Below are 17342 nucleotides of genomic sequence, written 5' to 3' on the forward strand. Positions count from 1 at the left end.
ACTATCCCTCAATTTCATACTCAATAGGTGTTAAATACCCATCGCTTAATTTTATTTCGCCTTTCTTAGCATCCACTTTTGCTGACCAAATTCTCATTACCTGTTCTCCATCTTTATAAAATGCACCTGGATAAGGATATGTAACAGCTCTAACGAGTTTGTCAGCTTCATCGATTGTCATCGAACTAAGCAACTCCCCATCTTCAGGCTTTCTACCTGGCCACTCAGTAGCTTTAGATTCGTCTTGCTTTATCAGTAAGACTCTATTATTTACTATGTCATCCCAGTATTTTGAAATCAGCTCAACATGCATATCATCTACTTTTTTATAAAGGTCCGTTGCTGTAGTGTTTTCATTGATTTCGATGACACCTTGCCCGATAATCTCACCAGTATCAACGCCTTCATCAAGCTTGAACATGGTAACACCAGACTTATTTAAACCTTTGATAATAGCCCAAGGAATTGCTGCTCTACCTCTTCCTACAGGAAGAAGTGTTGGATGCATACCAATACAGCCTTTATTTGGTGTTTCAAGGACTTCTTCCTTAGCAATCTGAGACCAACCAATGATGAACAACCAATCTATTTTATACTTCTTTAGAGCTTCCATAACTTCTGGGTCGTTTATATTATCAATTTTCAGAAGTGGGGTGTTTTCTCTCTTCGAGACCTCATCAAGATAAACCCTTCCAGATTTATTCTTTGCTTTTTCATTTTTTAATGTTATTAGTAGATCTAACTCTCCACCAATTCGGTATATCTCTTCAATACAACTCAGCCCCAGTTGAACGCAAGTTGCAAATGCCATTTTCATTTTCACTCCACGTTCTCCTTTCCCGTCTAAATTTCTCTTCTAAAAACACTTTCAAAAGCTTCTGCGTACTTTGTTCCAGATTGGCTTCCTCTATAAGCCGCAAGTCCCTTCAACGCTTCATCACTCCTAGGGTGCGGATAATCTCTCATAACACCCCTATAAGCTGATAGTGCTTCTATCTTTTTATCTATTCGATTTTCAGCCACTTCAATATATACATTAGGTGTAAATTGTCTTTTGCTAGAATTTAGTCCCCATTCCGTCGCAGAAGGAACCTCCATAAATAATAGTTCCTTCAAAGGCTTTACATCTGCCCGTCTTTGAAATAATTTCGTTGCAGCCTGACATGCAATTGATGTATGATAATGGTCATTATTTAAGTCTGATGGATGATGCGTAAAAACAACTTCAGCATCAGTATCCATAATTACATTTTCTATAAATTGCACCAAATCCAAGTGTCTTACTGTGTTGAAAGCTATGTTGGGAAATGGGCCCTTGATTACTTTTTCCACACCTAGAATACTTATCGCCGCATCGATATCTTGATTTAAGTGTTCTGTAGCAGGTCTATTTTGCCTCGCATCAGCCTCACCACATAAAATACATATATTTACCTTGTGACCAGCTTCTGTTAATTTCAATATAGTAGCTCCTGCACCCAAAACTTCATCGTCAGGATGAGCTACAACTACCAAATAAGACATTTTATGTCCTCCTCGCCTAAGCGTTAAATCTATTTGTTATAACAATTTAATCCTAATCCCCGTTTGATAGTCACCTCGAAACCACCATCCAACCCCGTACATTTACTTATTAAACACATTTTTTCATAAAAAATCCATTCGCTATGTATCCACTTTGGCGATTGAGCCAAAATTCAGCATAGGAATGGATCATCCTCTACATTCATCAGGCTCATATCACCTGTTTTTCTTCTTTGTCGTTTTTCTCTTTCCTGTATGTAGGCACCAGCTTTTTCATTATGAACTCTAACACGGCGGTCTCCTCTTTTTCAGAGATTGACCTTAGCACATCAAGTTCCTTTGTCAGTTTTTCCATGTCCAGCTCAAGAGGTCTTCCCACGAATATTTTCTCATGGCTTGTGTCCATTAGGCCTTCCTCAGCCATCAGGAGCTCCTCGTAGAGCTTTTCACCAGGCCTAAGGCCAGTGTACTCTATATCCATGTCTACTCCCGGCTCAAAGCCTGAAAGCTTAATAAGGTCCCTTGCAAGGTCTGCTATCCGCACAGGTTCTCCCATGTCGAGTACGAATATCTCGCCTCCCTTTGCCATGGCTCCCGCCTGTATGACAAGCTGCACGGCCTCAGGTATTGTCATGAAATACCTTATTATGTCCGGGTGGGTCACCGTAACCGGCCCGCCCTCGGCAATCTGCTTTTTGAAAAGCGGTATCACGCTGCCGTTGCTGCCAAGGACGTTGCCGAATCTTACTCCCACGAACTCCGTGGCGCTCCTTCTGCCTAGTGACTGGACTATCATCTCGCACACGCGCTTTGAGGCGCCCATTATGTTAGTCGGGTTGACTGCCTTGTCAGTCGATATGAGTACGAATTTTTGAGCACCGTACTCGTCAGCCGCCCTGGCGACGTTGAGCGTGCCGAATATGTTGTTTTTTACTGCCTCGAGAGGGCTTTTTTCCATGAGGGGAACGTGCTTGTGGGCCGCGGCGTGGAAGACTACATCGGGTCTGTACTCCTCGAATATGCTCCTGATCCTCTTCTCGTCCCTTACCGAGGCTATTATTGTCTCGAGATTTAGGCAGCTGCCGTACTGCCTAAGGAGCTCCTGCTGTATCTCGTAGGCGTTGTTCTCGTATACATCAAGTATAATTAGCTTGCTCGGCCCGAAGGGAGTTATCTGTCTGCAAAGCTCGGAGCCTATGGAGCCCCCGCCGCCTGTTACAAGCACTGTCTTGCCCATCAGGTAGCCCGCCATCTTTTCTATGTCCACCTTGACCTGGTCCCTTCCAAGGAGGTCTTCTATCTCTACGTCCTTTATCTGCTTTATGTCCACCTTGCCTCCGATAAGCTCGTACACTCCCGGAAGCGTCTTTAGCCTGCACCTTGTCTCCTTGCATATGTCTATGAGCTTGCCTCGCTCCTGCCTCGATATCGAGGGCATTGCAATCAGTATCTCGTCGACCTGCAGCCTTTTGGCTATTTCCGCTATGTCATCCCTTCCGCCGAGCACCGGAACTCCGAGCATCTTCCTGCCGTGTTTTTCCGTATCGTCATCTATTATGCCCACAGCCAGCTTGTCCATCTCGGGGTTCATGAAAAGCTCTCTTGTTACAAGGAATCCGGCCTTGCCGGCACCTACTATGAGCACCCTTGTCTTGGCGTGCCTAAAGAATATCTTGTTTTTGATACGCCTTACGGCCCTGTAAGCGAACCTGGCGCCGCCGGAGAAGAACATCAGCCCGAGGGCGTTTATCACGTAAAAACCGTTTGGCAGGTGCTGCATGTATCTGTCGAATGCCAGGTATATGACTAGCATCGCAGTTATGGACGCCGCCACCATGGCTATCATTTCCTCAATGCTGGCGTACCTCCACAGGCTCTTGTATGCGCTGAAGAGGTAGAATGTTGCTGTGACTACTGCTGTATATATTATGACGTTTGTAGGAGTGATGTATGTATAAGTGCTCGATATGTCAAAATCGAATCTTATAAAAAGCGCCGCTGCCGCTGAAATGTTTATGAGCAGCACATCCATGAAGAAAAGTATAGTCTTCCTTACGGACACCGGATTCTTGCGTATGAAAACTGATGCGCTTTCGACTGCCAAACTCTTTCACCCCGTTTCGTTTGTTTTCATATTAAAATTACATGGCCTTTGATATGTAGTATTCCATTCTTTCCCTTTTTTCAGCCTTGTACTGGCTTCTTGCCTTGTCTACCACGTCCGTGGCGTGGCCGTTTCTTTTAAGCTCGGCTTCAAATTCGCCGGCTACAGCGTTGAATCTGGCGTCAACTGCGCTTTCGGCTCCTCTGGCGAGCCTCAGGTATTTGAGCGCTATCTGGTATTTGACTTCTTCTCTTTGTTCCTGAGGATATGAAAGGTATTCGCCCTTGGCCTGTCCCAGAAGCGAGTTTATCTGGCCATAGGACGCTCCTCTTAGCGCCTCGAGCCTGCCCTTGTATTTGGATACTATGCTCTCCTTTGAGGGTGTTGGGGCCTTCTGGCCTTCCTGCTCTGCGCCTTCAGTTGCACTGTCTAGGTTCGGCTCGTTTTCTGCCGATTGCTTTTTTACTTCCTCTTCTATTGCCTTGTCCATTTCATTGCCTATCTGCTCCTGCAGCTGCTCTATCTGCTTGTCCTCTTCAGGGCTCTGGCTGACTATGCTGGCACCCGCGTAGCGCATGAATTTGACCGCCGGTGCATCGCTAAACGCCATGAAGAGTGCGCCAACAACGAACAATACTGCGGTTGCCTTTGCTATAGTTCCCTTTTTCAAGTGCCTTTCCCCCTTTTTTTGTCCAAAAAAAGCCCGGCGGCTAAGCCGGGCTTACTTTACTTTATTTGTTGAACAGCCTGTATACCACAGTAGCTGATTCAGCCCTAGTTGTTAATTTTTCCGGATTGAATTTTCCGTTTGTGTCGCCTTTCATGAGCTCTGCAGCAACTGCACCTTCAACGCCCTTGCTTGCCCATGCCGGTATTTTGTGTGAGTCTGCAAACTGCGTAAGATTAACGCTGCCCGCCTTGCCTGCAACAGCTCTTGAGAGCATTGCAGCCATTTCGGCTCTTGTTATTTCGCCGTCTGGCTTGAATGTTCCATCAGCGTAGCCGTTGATTATGCCGCTGTTCTTGGCTGTCTGTACGTAGTCTGCAGCCCAGTGGCCGTCAAGATCGCCAAAGCCGCCTTCGTAGCTCTCCGTGTCAAGCTCCATCGCCGTAACTACAAGCTTTGCGAATTCGGCTCTAGTAACGCTGTTTTCAGGCTTGAATGTGCCGTCAGCGTAGCCTCTTACAACGTCCTTACTCGCCATTGAGCCTATGCTCTTTTTAGCCCAGTGAGAAAGCGCATCAGGTATTTCAACTGTTCTTTCCACTACGGCGTAGCTGCTGAAATGCTTAAGCTTTGCCGAAAGCTTGCTGTTTTTTATCTTGCCGCCCACTACGTCAAAGCTGCCGTCGTCCTTAACATGCACGAGCACTGTCTTGTCAGGATCTACCGAAAGCTCCTTCACGTCTATTTCTACTCTAACACTGCTCTTGAAGTTTGAGTCCGCCTTTAGCTTCTCTCCTTGCTGAGTCGTTTTGTAGAGTTCAAAGCTTACCACCTTGGCCACGCTTATTTTTTCCACAGCGCCGTTTGTCTTGTCCTGCATTTTCTTTTGCACTTCGCTGAATTCGTTTACAGTCTTGATTTCAAGCGTTATGCCTGTAGTCGCTTCGCCCTGTGATATTATGTTGGCAAGTGGCAGGTTGACCTGCACGTCGCCCATCTTAACTACCACTTCAGTGTTGGCGCCTTCTACCTTTTTGAGGGCCTCTACCGGTATGCTAAGCTGCACATTGTCCTGCTTGATATCGCCGATATCTATCACTATCTGGCCTACCTTCTGCTGGCCTTCCTCTACCTTTGCGTCTTTAAGAGCCGCTATAAGGTTTTCAACCTGCTTGTTTAGCTCGCCTGCGTCTACGCTCACAGTAGCGTTGTTGCCGGCAGTCTCTACCTTAACAGCATCCTTTGATATTTCTGTTGATACCTCAACCTTGTCTCCATTGGCGTTGGTGTCTGTTCCGCCAGTTCCCGGCTCTTCGGTGACTCCGCCACCGCCACCGCCTCCGCCGCCGCCTCCGGCAGTTTCAGCGTTAGTCTTTACAGTGAGCTCGCTGCTGAAGCCTGATATATTGCCCTTTGTATCTTCAGCCTTTATCTTATATATGTATGTTTTGTTTGCTTCAAGTCCTGTGTCTGTCCACGTGCTTGATGTAGTTTCTTCAACCTTGTCACCGTCTCTGTACACGTGGTACTTTGCTATTCCCGACTCATCCTGAGCTGAAAGATTAAGCTTAACAGTCGATGTCGTCTTGGAAGCGAGCGTCACCGTTACGTTTGTCGGAGCCGTTTTGTCTTCCTCGACAGGCGGATCAACTGGTATGTCTCCTTCAAGCAGTCCCAGCTTGTCTGCTATTGTAAGTACTTCGACCAATGATATGTTTTCAGGATCGGCTATGTAGCTGTTTATCTTCTGAGATATTATGCTCAGGAATACTCCTATAGCCTCTTCATGGTCTGAATCCAGCTCCATGGCCTTGCCCTTGTCTATTGCAAGCTCTGCAAGCGCATCATTTGCATTGTCTATGTAGTCCTCTGGGAGGAACAGTTCCAGGCCTCCATCTCCGTCAGCCCTTACGCATGTGTCGCCATCAGTGTACACTAGCTTTGCCATCTCTAGCAGCACTCTGGCCTTGTCTTTTAGCGTCTCTCCATAGTTTGAGAAGTCGTAGTCCACTACTTCTGCAGGAAGAGACTCCATTATGTATTCGTATACGGCAAGCACCTCTTGCTTGGCCGATTCGATTTCAATGTCAGTATCTGCCGCTTTGACCTTTTCTATTATTTCATTGAGGCTGGTGCCGTCTTCGGCATAGTCGCCATAGACGACGTCTGTAATGGCAGCAAGCACTTTCTCGATGCCCTCGTAGCTTGTCCAGTCTCCATCATCGTCCAAATCTATGAATCCGTTTTCTTCCAATTCATCGAGAGCTCCCTGGTCAAGCTGGTCTAGAGCAGCTTCGATTTCCACGCTATAGTCGTAGTCATCTGAAACCATACCCGCAAGTATGTAGAGCATGTTATCCATGTCATCATCTTTAAGGTTGTCAAGCTTGTCCTTGAGCAGGTTCAGCTGTGGAGAATAATCTGCCGCATAAGCGCCCGAATATGCCGGAAGATAAGCAAAACTCATGGCGATTATGAGTAAAAATGCAACTAGCTTTCTCATAATTAATCTTTCCCCCTTAGTATATTTTTGTTTTGTATAGAATTTAATTATTCCATAGAGGTTGCAGGCATCTAATTGATGTCTAGCACTCTCTTAATTACCTCTGCCGCTTCAGCTCTTGTGGCCATTGCCTTTGGTGCTATGTGGCTCTCGCTCTGGCCTTTTATTATTCCCTTGGCTAGCGCCTTTCCCATTGAGTCCTTTGCCCAATCCGAAACACTGGCGCTGTCCTGGTATGACGACATGTCATATGCAGACTGCAGCTGCTTGTTCTTGTATTCAAGCGCGCCCACTATTATCTTGACCATCTGCTCTCGCGTCACGTTCTCGTTTGGCGCGAAGCTGCTCTGGCTGATGCCGTTTATTATACCGGCTGATTTGGCCGATGCTACCACGCTGTAGAACCAGTCTGACTGGCTTACATCCTCGAATGTAACGGCTTTTGTTCCATCTATTCCAAGTGCCCTTACTATCAATGCGGTGAATTCGGCTCTAGTTATGCTGCCATTGGGATTGAAGTTTTCCTCTGACTGGCCCTTTATTATGCCCTTGCCGTAAAGCTCCAGTATAGTATCCTTGGCCCAGTGTCCGTGTATGTCCTTGAAGCCAAGGTTTTGCTGCGCAGTTGTCTTTTCCTGCTCTGCCGGGGTCTGTACAGTCGTTCCTGCAGTACCTCCAGCGCCGCCACCTCCGCCGCCTGCTTGCTCCTCAACGCCATCGTACTTCTTTGCTATTTCCTTTATTTCCTCTGACGTGAAGTCGTTGGCTTCAACCGCGTCAAGCAACGCGTCTATCTCACCCTTGTTCATGTCTTCCAGCACATCCAGCTTTGAGAGCACCTTGTCTAGCGTGTAGCCTGCATTAGTAATCTGCTGCTTTGTGCCCGAATCGGTAGCTATCTTGAGCGCTTTTTTGAGGCCCTCCACGTCAGGATTCTCCCTGTCCATGTACTCCTTGAATATTTCCATGCCTAGCTCTTTTTTCGTCGGATCTTCTATCTCGGCCACCTTCTTTAGCATGTAGCTAAAGTCTAGGTCTTCTGCCGCAAATGCTCCTGAAACCGGCGTTCCGAGCAGCAGCGCGGATATTAGGGCTGCTGATACTATTTTGTTCTTTAGTAGGTTCATTTTTCCACTCCTAACGCTTTTTTATAATATTCTTTATAACTTCAGCCAGCCCCATCTTTTTTCCGTTCGTTGGCAGCCGCCTTACTTTAAAAATCTCTATGTCCTTGTTTTCCAGAAGCCTTTGCGGGTTTTCATGGAATATCGAATCCGCCATATCCCTACCCAGCAGCTCAATTGCCTCCAGGTATGCAGCCTTGATTCTGGGCGCTCTTACGTCGCTCCTGTGCGAGTCTGTAGCCACGAAGTGGACCATGCAGCTTGCAAGAAGCTCGCGTGCTGTCCTGGATGTCTCATCCTTGCCGGCTTTTTCGATGTTTCTTGCGTTGACCTGTATGAGGTAGCCGGCTTCTATGAGCTCCTCTACCATTTCGGGTCTTTCTCTTACCTGCGAGTATCTTTCGACGTGAGCTATTATAGGCACATATCCTCGCAGCCTGAACTCATAGGCTATGCCGCCCATGTCGCTTGGAAGCTGATCAGGCCTAAATTCTATGAGCACGTATTTGCTGTCTGCGAGCGGGTAGAAGTCGAGCTCGTCAATTCTGCCCATCAGATCGCTGCTGTAGTAAAGCTCGTTTCCAACGAGTACCCTAAGGTCTATCCCCTGCCTTCCCAGCTCCTCGTTGAAGCTCCTTGCCGCAGCCTTAAGGGCTTCTCCCTTTACGTAGTCGACCTCCATGTGGTAGTGGGCCGTATTTATCATCGTATCTATGCCCTCTGACACTGCTATTCTCGCCATCTCGAGCGACTCTTCAAGGCTTCTTGAGCCGTCGTCGATGCCATGGAGTATGTGGCTGTGTATATCAATCATTGCCCGAAGCTACCTTCATCTGCTTTGTTCTGCCTGATGAGCCCAGTCTTGATTTTTTGCCATCAGTTGCGGCTTCGTCAGAGTAGTAGTTGTAGTAGTAGGCGTAGTATGAGCTTCTCTTTTCGATGTTCATCTTGTTGAGCACTACTCCTATTATGTTGGCTCCCGACTTTTCAAGGGCCTGCTTAGCGCTCTTGGCAAGCTCCACTTCAACGCCGCCTGAATGGCATACTAAAATGGCTCCGTCAGCCATTGACGAGAGTATTACCGCATCTGTTACTACTGCTATAGGAGGCGCATCTATGAATATGTAGTCGTAGTCATTTCTAATCTGCTCTATTAGCTTTCCCATACTTTTTGAAGATAGCATTTCCGAAGGGTTTGAAGGTATCTGTCCCGCCGTTATTATTTCTAGGTTTTCTATGCCTGTCTTTTTGAGATAACCCTTGTAGGAGTCGCTGTTGAGGAGTATGTCTGTAATTCCTCCGACGTTTGTTATTCCGAATGCCTTGTGCAGTCTTGGTCTTCTAAGGTCGCAGTCTATTATCACTGTTTTCTTGCCCAGGTCAGCCATCGTTATTGCTATGTTGGATACTGTCGTGGTCTTGCCCTCACCTTGCTTTGAGCTTGTCACTAGTATTGTCTTTATGTTCTTGTCTACGTTGGCAAACTGTATGTTAGTCCTTATGCCCCTGTAAGCTTCCGAAACAGGAGACTTCGGCTTGTTTAGTACTATCAGCTCTTTCATCGCTTCCTCCTAGTTTTCTATCTGGTCGAATATTGGTATCATGCCTACCACCTGAACGTCCAGGTGCTTTTCGATGTCCTCGGGCGTTTTTATCGTGTTGTCCAGATATTCGCGAAGGAACGCTATGAAAACTCCCGCCATTATGCCCAGCACTCCGGCTATGGCTATGTTGAGTAACTTGTTGGGCTTGATTGGCTCTTTAGGCACTTCAGCCCTGTCTATTATCTGCACGTTGTCAATCTTCATTATCCTTGAGACCTCGCCCATGAATATGCCGGCTGTAGTATTGGCTATGCTTGAAGCCAGCTTTGGACTAGTATCAGAGACTGTTATTTTCATTATCTCCGTTTCCTTCACAGGAGTTATTGTTATTTTCTCCGAGAGCAGCCCTGAGTCCATGTCAAGCCCCAGCTCCTTGATTACGCTGTTGAGCACTACATTCGACTTGGCTATCTCGCCGTATGTAGTCACAAGCTGCCTGCTGAGCATTATGTCCTGGGTTTCAACAGTTCTGCTTGTGTCCTCCTTGGCCTTGTTGACCATGAGCGTAGTGCTTGTCTCATACACCGGAGCGAGCACAAAAAAGCTGACTGCCGCGCTGACAGTCACTGCAAGTATTGTTATAAGAGCTATCATGCCCATGTGCTTTTTGACTATTTCAAAATATTCTCTTAAATCGATTGTTTCTTCCACTTGTCCTGACTCCCTTTCTAATTGCGTCTGAATATAATCTGCATATGATGTTTATTTATTCCTTATCATGGTAATAATACCATCCTTATGCCAACCGGTCAACGCCGCTGGTCTTGCTGCAAAGTTGGTTCTATCGTCCTATGCATTGCCGGGGCTGTTCTGAAAACCGTTTTCCCGCATCAATTGATTTGTCATCCATTAAATTTTCTTATACTTCCATGTCTATCCTTTAATTTTTATAATAATGGATCTCGTCGAATAATGTTGCATGTTTTTGGGTTTGGGTCGCATTTTAAAATGTAGATTAAAATGTCGTTTAAACTAGCATTTTCAACGGTTTTATGGCATATGCACCGCTAGAGATATAATCTCATAGTTTTAAATTTTTTTCAATCTTTATAAGTTAATTATAAATAAAAAATGTTTATTTAGGTCTATGGTCCCTGTTTGTTTTTCCAGTATTATTTGAAGTTGACTATGTCCTCCCTGTAGTCTCTTTGGAGGTCTCTTTGCATGAACTCAAGCAGTCTTACTATCATCGCGCTGGCTTCTGATCTTTTCATTATGGAATCGGGATTTACCCTGCCCTGCGAGTCTCCCTGCACGAGGCCTATCTCCCTCGCCACGTATATGCTGGCCTTGGCCCATGCTTGTATCTTTCGGTCGTCCGAAAAGCCGCTGGCGAAGCCCGGAGTTGGAGCCTTGCTTTCAAAGCCGAGGGCCCTTACTAGTATCGTTATGGCCTCGGCCCTTGTGAGCGATGCCCCCGGGCGGAACATGCCGTTTTGGGAGCCCTTGACTATGCCCTTGTTGTAGGCGTCCTTTATGTAGGCGTAGTCCTCGTCGCTTATGCTCACGTCCTCAAACACGCTTTCTTCCTTGGGAGCCTTCCTCGAAGCTCTGGCGCTCTTTTTGGCCTCCATGGATGGCCTTATGTTGCACGCTTTCATGACCGCCTTTATGTACTCGGCCCTTGTCATAGGCACGTCCGGCGTGAAGAAGTCTCCGCCTTCCTCAAGCACCTCGAGGGAGTAGAGCTTTTCTATGTGGGTCTGCGCCCAGTGGCCTGAGAGGTCCCTGAATTTGGGCAGCGCAAGTCTTTCGAGCCTTGGCACCATGCTCTTTGAAAGCTCGATTGTCCCCTTGTCGCTGTCGCCTTCCGGAGCCGCGAACTTGCCGTCTCCCTGGTCTATGCCCGCAGTGCCTTCTTCCATTTCGGGAAGCTCGTAGGTGTATCTTGAGGTCATGTCCCTGCCTGTTATCCTCATGTTGCCTCCGGAAAAGCTCGAGAGCGAGGCGTCGTTTGGAGAGTACCGCAGAGTCTTCATCATGCTGTCTGATGCGAGTATCCTTGCCGTGCCCGTCCATGACACGTCCTGCTCCTTCTCTCCTTCTGCCGCTGCGAGCTTTCTTTCATAGTCGAAGGTCATGTCTATTATGTTGGTGCCCGTGTCGCCCCAGAAGTTCTTGTAGCCCGTGTCTGCCCCGGATATGTCGACTGTGACCGTGCCCTCGTCCTTGTTGATTGTGTAGTATTTCCTGCCCTTGAGGTTGCCCGAGTAGAAGTCCGAGGCCGGACGGTTGTCGACTATGTCGGACTTTGAGAACTGGAAGTCCTTGAGCTCGTACTTGTCCTTGCCTAGCTCTATCTTTTCGCTGTACTTGTCGACTGTGGTGTCGGCGCTTGTCTGGCCCTTGCCGTCCCACTTCTTATATGTTGTGACTAGCGTTATTGTCCTTGTGAGCGAGCCGTCTATTGACTTGTCGGCCGGTGCGAGCTTGAATTTGTAGGAGGTTTTCTTCTCCTCTTCCTTCGCGCTTTCCGACATGTCCATCTCGCCTATGAATCTTATCGGCTTGCCGCTTATGAACACGACTTCTTCGTATTCGTATTCGTTGCTCACGCCGCCGGAGAATTCAGGCGGCTCTGCGTAGGCTACGCTCGAGGCCATGAGCATCGATGCGAGAAATCCCGCAATAAGTTTTTTCATGAATTCGTACTCCTCACGTCTAATCTTTTACGAATATGACCTTAGCCACATTCCCGTCTCTCACGACATACAGGCTGTCCCCAGCTTTGACGTCCTGCGGCTTTATCACGACGCCGTCCTTGACTATGAGCGCTCCGTCGAGCACGAGAGTGAGATCTGCAGTCTTTGCAATCCACGCTTCCTTTCTGGCGCTGTAGTCGCTCGCGTCACTAGTTGTAAGCAGCCAGCCTATCCTTGAGTCATAAGTTGCTCCCTGGGCCATCGCGCTTGTTACCCGCTCAGCCCTTGTCGAGTCGTCATCCTTAACGAGCAGTATGAGCGATGCCCTATCGCCCTGTGCATATATGTAGGCGTCCTTCGAATCGTCGTACTCGCCCGATGCGAATCTAGCGACGTCCAGCTTCTCGCCCTTTTCCGCATCGTAGATGTATGTCTCTTCATCGAACGTAAACTCCTCTGCGCTCATGCTCTCCCACTCGTGGTTTTCAAGAGCGTAGAGCCTCTTTGTCTTTATCTGGTAGGGCAGTATCTGCTCCAGCCTTGCGCTGTATAGGAAGCTGCCCTTTGCAGCTGAGGGGTCCGCAACCTCGCCTGTTATCATTACAACGCTGGCCGCCTCTCCTGACGGCGAAGAGTCTGAAACCAATAGTGCGCTTTGGCCTTTTTGTATGGCCGATGTGTCTACTAGTCTTCCGCCCCTTACTACTATGCTGGCCGGAGTTATAGTAACGTTCCTCTTGTTGGAGAGCTCTATCTGCGAGCTGAACGCGCTGAGCTCGTCAACTCTTTCCGAGTAGAGCCTCTCGAAGCTGTCCTTTATCACCAGCTTTTCTATGGAATCTGCCCCGAAAAAGCTGCCCACCGCCATATAGGCAGTTCTGCCCTTGTAGTAGCCTATGTTGCTCCTTGAAAGCTCATAGCCTCCAAGGTATGCCTTGCCGTCGGCCGAGAGCTTCATGCTTGCGCTGCTAACTTTCTCCCACTTGCCGTTTCTTAGGACCTCGAGCTTTTGGAGTGTTATAGTGTCGTCATACCTGTCGGCCGTGCCTATGACGCCCCTGTAAATGCCCTTGAGGAGCACTGACCTTCCCTGAACCTCTATCCTGCTGGCCTCCGATGTGTCGTATGTGTCGAAGAAGAGCTTTACGCGGTCGCCCGCCACAATCGACTCTGCCTTGACGTTAACCCCGGCTCTGGTTGAGACCGTGGATGGAGTCCAGGTGTACTCGGAGACGTTCCCCATGACGTCTCTTATGGACAGCCTGCCTGCGCCCGCTGACACCACGGTTCCAGTCCTTGTCTTGGTCTGAGTGTCTATCTGGGCGAATACCGCAGTTGAGTAGCCGTCCATGTATTCAATCCTGCTTCTGGAGTACTCTATATATACCTCCATGCCTCTTTTAAATTCCGATAGGCTGTATATTGTCTCCATGTCCATGGAGAGCTCGGTCTCCTCGTCCGCAAGGAGTGTGTGGATATCCCCGTCGTAGTCTTCTATTGTCACGGCGTTGCCCGATATTCCAAGCAGATAGCCTTCTATGCTACCCCTTGGGAAAAGCTCCTGGGCGCTTGATGGTTGCAGCGCCAGCCCTGATGCCACTACTGCTGCCAGCAGCAGTGCAGCTGCGCTTTTTATGATTCTTGCGATCTTATCGTTCAAGCTTACTTCCTCCCCTTTATCTCGAGCCTGTGACCCTGTAGCTTCCGAGCCTGCTTATCCTCGCGGACGCCGAATTCTGGTATGCGGTCCCGCCTTCAGCGCTCTTCCAGACGCGCTGGCTTTCATCGTAATAGCTGAGCTCTGCTTTGCTGTACCTTCTCATTCCCAGCTTTGTCGGGTCAAAGCTCAGCTCGAGCATTGCAGACTCCGCCATGTAGTCGAGCTGCTTTTGACCGTTCCTGCTGTAGGCGTAGGCCTTCAATGTATATTCCGTCGAGACTGCCGCGTCCTGGCTGCCCGACGGCACTGCCGCCTTCGCTATCTCAAGTCTCACTCCCGAGCCGCCTGAGCTGTCAAGCCCAGAAGCGTCGAATGCATTAGGATTGAATCTGAGCGTGAAGTCCCTGCCTATTACCGTTATGTCCGCGGCGCCAGAATCCCTTACAATCTGGGAGCTCATGCTTATGACAGCAGAAGTCGCGCCCGATAGCCTGCCTGATGTCAGGTCAATCCTAAGGGTATCGCCCGCATCGTCCTCGCCTACCGTCACGCTTGCCTGCGCACCCGAAATTGACATTGCTGTCTTTTCACCAAGGCCTGAGTCCGCGTCCACGTAGCCCGCATTCTTGCCTGTTGTGACTCTGTTGCTTTCTCTTGAGTATTTGGACGCTGAAACTGCGCCCTGCGCCTTTATCTTGAATCTGTAGGAGGTTTCGGCCTTCACGTCCTGGTATATGTAGCTGGTGTTTGAGGTCGAGTAGACAAGGTATTCCCTGCCTCCCTCTATCGCGTATATGTCGTAGCCCTTGGCGCCCTCTACCGCGCTCCATTTTATGCTTATATACCTGTCATATATAAGCTCGGCGCTCACATCTGACGGCGCGTCCACGCTAGGAAGTCCGTACGTTATGCTGTATACCAAGGTCGCTCCTCCGTCAGGATTGATTACAATCATTCCCTTCTTTCCCGTTACGCCTTCCGGAGTTGTGACTATGAGGGTGTTTTCATCCTTCCACTCCACAGCCTTCGCGTCGGCTCCCGCTTTTACCACGTAGCCCTTGGAGCCTATATAGAGTGCAGGAGTCTGGGACTCTTCCAGCTCGGGGATGAACACAACTCTTGCTCCCTGCATGAAGCCTTTGCCCTTTATGGCTATGCTTTCGCCGCCGTAAGCCGAAAGCGAATCCATTGAGGTCTTCATGTCGGAAGCCTTGACCACCGAGTCGATTGCGGGGCCGCTGACGAATGTGAATCCGCCTCTTAGCACTGCTATCTCCCCATCGCTGTTTTCAACCTTGACGTCCGCCTTTCCCGGAATGTGCGCAGGCGTCTTCACCTTTATCGTCTTGTAGTCCACGCGCGCTACCTCGGCAGCCTGAACTCCTCCGAACATCACTATGAGGCCGTCCCTGAAGTCATCTCCTGTTATAGTCACCCAGTCGCCTCCGCTGCTTGAGCCGATTGCCGGCGCTATGGCATCCACCCTAGGCACGCTGTCGCCGCCTATGAACTGGATGTATATGCCTGGCTGCGAGTTCTCGGAGGAGGCTATGCCCCCGTCTGCATTTATCACCTTGAGCTTGCAGAGCTTGCCTATGTAGCTTTGAGGCACGGCCGGCATGTCGAACACTATCATGCTCGAATCAGACTCCCTGAATTTCGAGGAGTCTATCGCAGGGAGGTCGCCTATCTGCACGCTGGCTCCTTCCCTGAAGTCGCTGCCTATTATGGCCATAGTGTTGCCGCCTGCTATGGACACCTTAAGGAGCCTTATTTGCTTTACAGTGCCCGAAAAATCATAAGGCACACTTTCCGGATTTCTTGAATCCTTGGTGATGTTTTCTATCTGGGGCTTGCTGTCCGGATTCCTGTACTCGAACTGCGACTTTGCAATTCCGCCGTCCGGGTTCATGACTGATAGGCTGACCTTCACCGGAATCTTGACGGCGCTGAAGTACGAAGGCGTCGTAAGCTCTATGAATTCCGGGCTCACAAGCCTTGCATAAGGCGCGTAGCCTCTTTCTACAATCAGCCTGTCATTTGAAACCTCAAGCCGTATGAGTTCCTTGCCGAAATATTTTGCGCCCTGTGCTGTCGTTAGAAGCTCTGCAGGCACGAATATGGTTTGGCCGCTGTAGCCGTCCACAGTGCCCGTGTATTCTGCATCTATTGTTTTTATGCTGACTTTTACCGTGGACTGGGCTTCGTCGTATTCTGCCGAAAGTCCGCCCTCAAGGCCCACGTAGGCCTTGGAGTTTTCAATCTCGCCCGTGCCGGTTCTATTTCTGTTTGACACGTCTCCGAATCTTACAAGAGGCATTGTCGGCTTTGGATCCACATATGCCCCAGCAGCTTCGCCCGAGGCCAGGCTCTCCACTAGCTCTATTTGAGTCGCTCCAAAGCCTGTTCCTATGAGCTCCACCGATTCGTTCCCAGCCTTGTCGCCCACAGGAGGCAGAACGCTTATTATTGACGTTGGAGACATTCTGTATGTGAATTTGAGCTTGTTTGACATCCCGTAACTGTTTTCGCCCTGGTTGACGAATATTACGTCTGCTGTTCCGGCTGCGTTGGGAGGGGTCTTGAGCTTTATGTAGCCGTTGAATATGTTCTCCTGCTCCAGCTGGACCTCCTTGCTTCCAAAGTAGACCTTAGGCAGCACAGGATTGCCCAGTTCGTCCTTTCCTGTTCTGATATCGCTTACGTCTATCCTTATCATGTCCCCGCCGAGCGTGGTGCCCTCCGCTGCAGGCTGGATGTTGCTTATTACCGGCGTGGAAAACGGAGCGTAGTATGTGAAGTATTCGTTCTCCAGCTTGCTGCTCCAGCTAGCGCCTCCCGGATTGAGTATCACAACCGGAACCCTGGCCTTCTGGGTTGTCATATCGCCCTGCTTTTTTACGTATGCAGGCACTGTTATCTCCATCTGCGTGCCGCCGGTGTTTACGCTGTTAACCTTGGCCTCAGCTCCGTTTATGTATACCTTGGCCTGCGGGTCGAAGCCCTCGCCCGAGATTTTTATAGTGTACCCTCCGGCAATCAAGCCAAAATTAGGCGATATTCCGTTTTCTCCCACCCATGGTTTTTGATTTGTGTTGGGCGTGGTAATTAGGTAGAATCCGCTCTGGCCTGACTTGGTGTCCTTTTTTGTGTCAGGGTTTATCACTGTCAGGTCATAGAAGTTGCTTGGAAGATCCCTAAAGTCGGGATGCGACTGCCCCGGAACCCAGAAGTATATGGTGTTCATGTCCTTGACCTTAACGCGGTCGCCGTATATCTTACCAGCCTCATCTACGGCAAACGGCGTCATCATTGTGAGTGTTACCGTCTCCCTGCCTTCGCACGTGAGCTTTATTTGCTCCTTTTCGGGGTATGAAACCGTGTATTCATTGCCGTCCCTGTCGACTGCCACTATGGCGTCTCCGGAAGCCTTTATCTCGTAGGCCGCCTTTGAGCTCGACAGAGATATTTCGCCTTTCTCGTTGACGTTAAGCACCATGAACTCGTCTTCTGT

The 17342-nt window shown here is 49.0% G+C and carries 12 protein-coding genes; all 12 read right to left on the reverse strand.

Annotated features, from left to right (window positions below):
• Position 1: 1 nt before the first annotated feature.
• Positions 2-817, reverse strand: coding sequence for a formyltransferase family protein (locus tag GT589_RS00255; RefSeq protein WP_293394219.1), 816 nt, complete (start codon positions 815-817; stop codon positions 2-4).
• Positions 818-843: 26 nt separating this feature from the next.
• Entirely contained in the window at positions 844-1524 is a 681-nt protein-coding gene (locus GT589_RS00260) for a PIG-L deacetylase family protein (RefSeq protein ID WP_293394189.1), read from the reverse strand.
• 211 nt (positions 1525-1735) lie between these two features.
• Complete coding sequence (locus GT589_RS00265) at positions 1736-3628, reverse strand: polysaccharide biosynthesis protein (RefSeq protein WP_330582819.1); 1893 nt, start codon at positions 3626-3628, stop codon at positions 1736-1738.
• Positions 3629-3665: 37 nt separating this feature from the next.
• Positions 3666-4298, reverse strand: coding sequence for a hypothetical protein (locus GT589_RS00270; RefSeq protein WP_293394192.1), 633 nt, complete (start codon positions 4296-4298; stop codon positions 3666-3668).
• 61 nt (positions 4299-4359) lie between these two features.
• Positions 4360-6798 (reverse strand): S-layer homology domain-containing protein, encoded by a 2439-nt coding sequence (locus GT589_RS00275; protein ID WP_293394195.1) that lies wholly within the window; start codon positions 6796-6798, stop codon positions 4360-4362.
• A 71-nt stretch (positions 6799-6869) separates the two neighbouring features.
• Complete coding sequence (locus tag GT589_RS00280; RefSeq protein WP_293394198.1) at positions 6870-7925, reverse strand: S-layer homology domain-containing protein; 1056 nt, start codon at positions 7923-7925, stop codon at positions 6870-6872.
• A gap of 10 nt (positions 7926-7935) precedes the next feature.
• Positions 7936-8736 carry a tyrosine-protein phosphatase gene (locus tag GT589_RS00285; RefSeq protein WP_293394201.1) on the reverse strand — a complete coding sequence of 267 codons (801 nt, stop codon included), beginning with the start codon at positions 8734-8736 and terminating at the stop codon, positions 7936-7938.
• Complete coding sequence (locus GT589_RS00290; RefSeq protein WP_293394204.1) at positions 8729-9484, reverse strand: CpsD/CapB family tyrosine-protein kinase; 756 nt, start codon at positions 9482-9484, stop codon at positions 8729-8731. Before GT589_RS00290 ends, GT589_RS00285 begins: the two co-directional genes overlap by 8 nt.
• A 9-nt stretch (positions 9485-9493) precedes the next feature.
• Entirely contained in the window at positions 9494-10177 is a 684-nt protein-coding gene (locus GT589_RS00295; RefSeq protein WP_293394207.1) for a YveK family protein, read from the reverse strand.
• Positions 10178-10638: 461 nt separating this feature from the next.
• Complete coding sequence (locus GT589_RS00300) at positions 10639-12168, reverse strand: S-layer homology domain-containing protein (protein ID WP_293394210.1); 1530 nt, start codon at positions 12166-12168, stop codon at positions 10639-10641.
• A 19-nt stretch (positions 12169-12187) separates the two neighbouring features.
• A complete protein-coding gene (locus GT589_RS00305) occupies positions 12188-13828 on the reverse strand; it encodes a hypothetical protein (RefSeq protein WP_293394213.1) in 1641 nt (546 codons plus the stop codon).
• Positions 13829-13844: 16 nt separating this feature from the next.
• The coding region (locus tag GT589_RS00310) for an IPT/TIG domain-containing protein (protein ID WP_293394216.1) at positions 13845-17342 on the reverse strand (3498 nt) is incomplete at its 5' end.

The sequence above is a fragment of the Peptoclostridium sp. genome, from assembly GCF_009881055.1.
GTDB lineage: Bacteria > Bacillota > Clostridia > Peptostreptococcales > Peptostreptococcaceae > Peptoclostridium_A.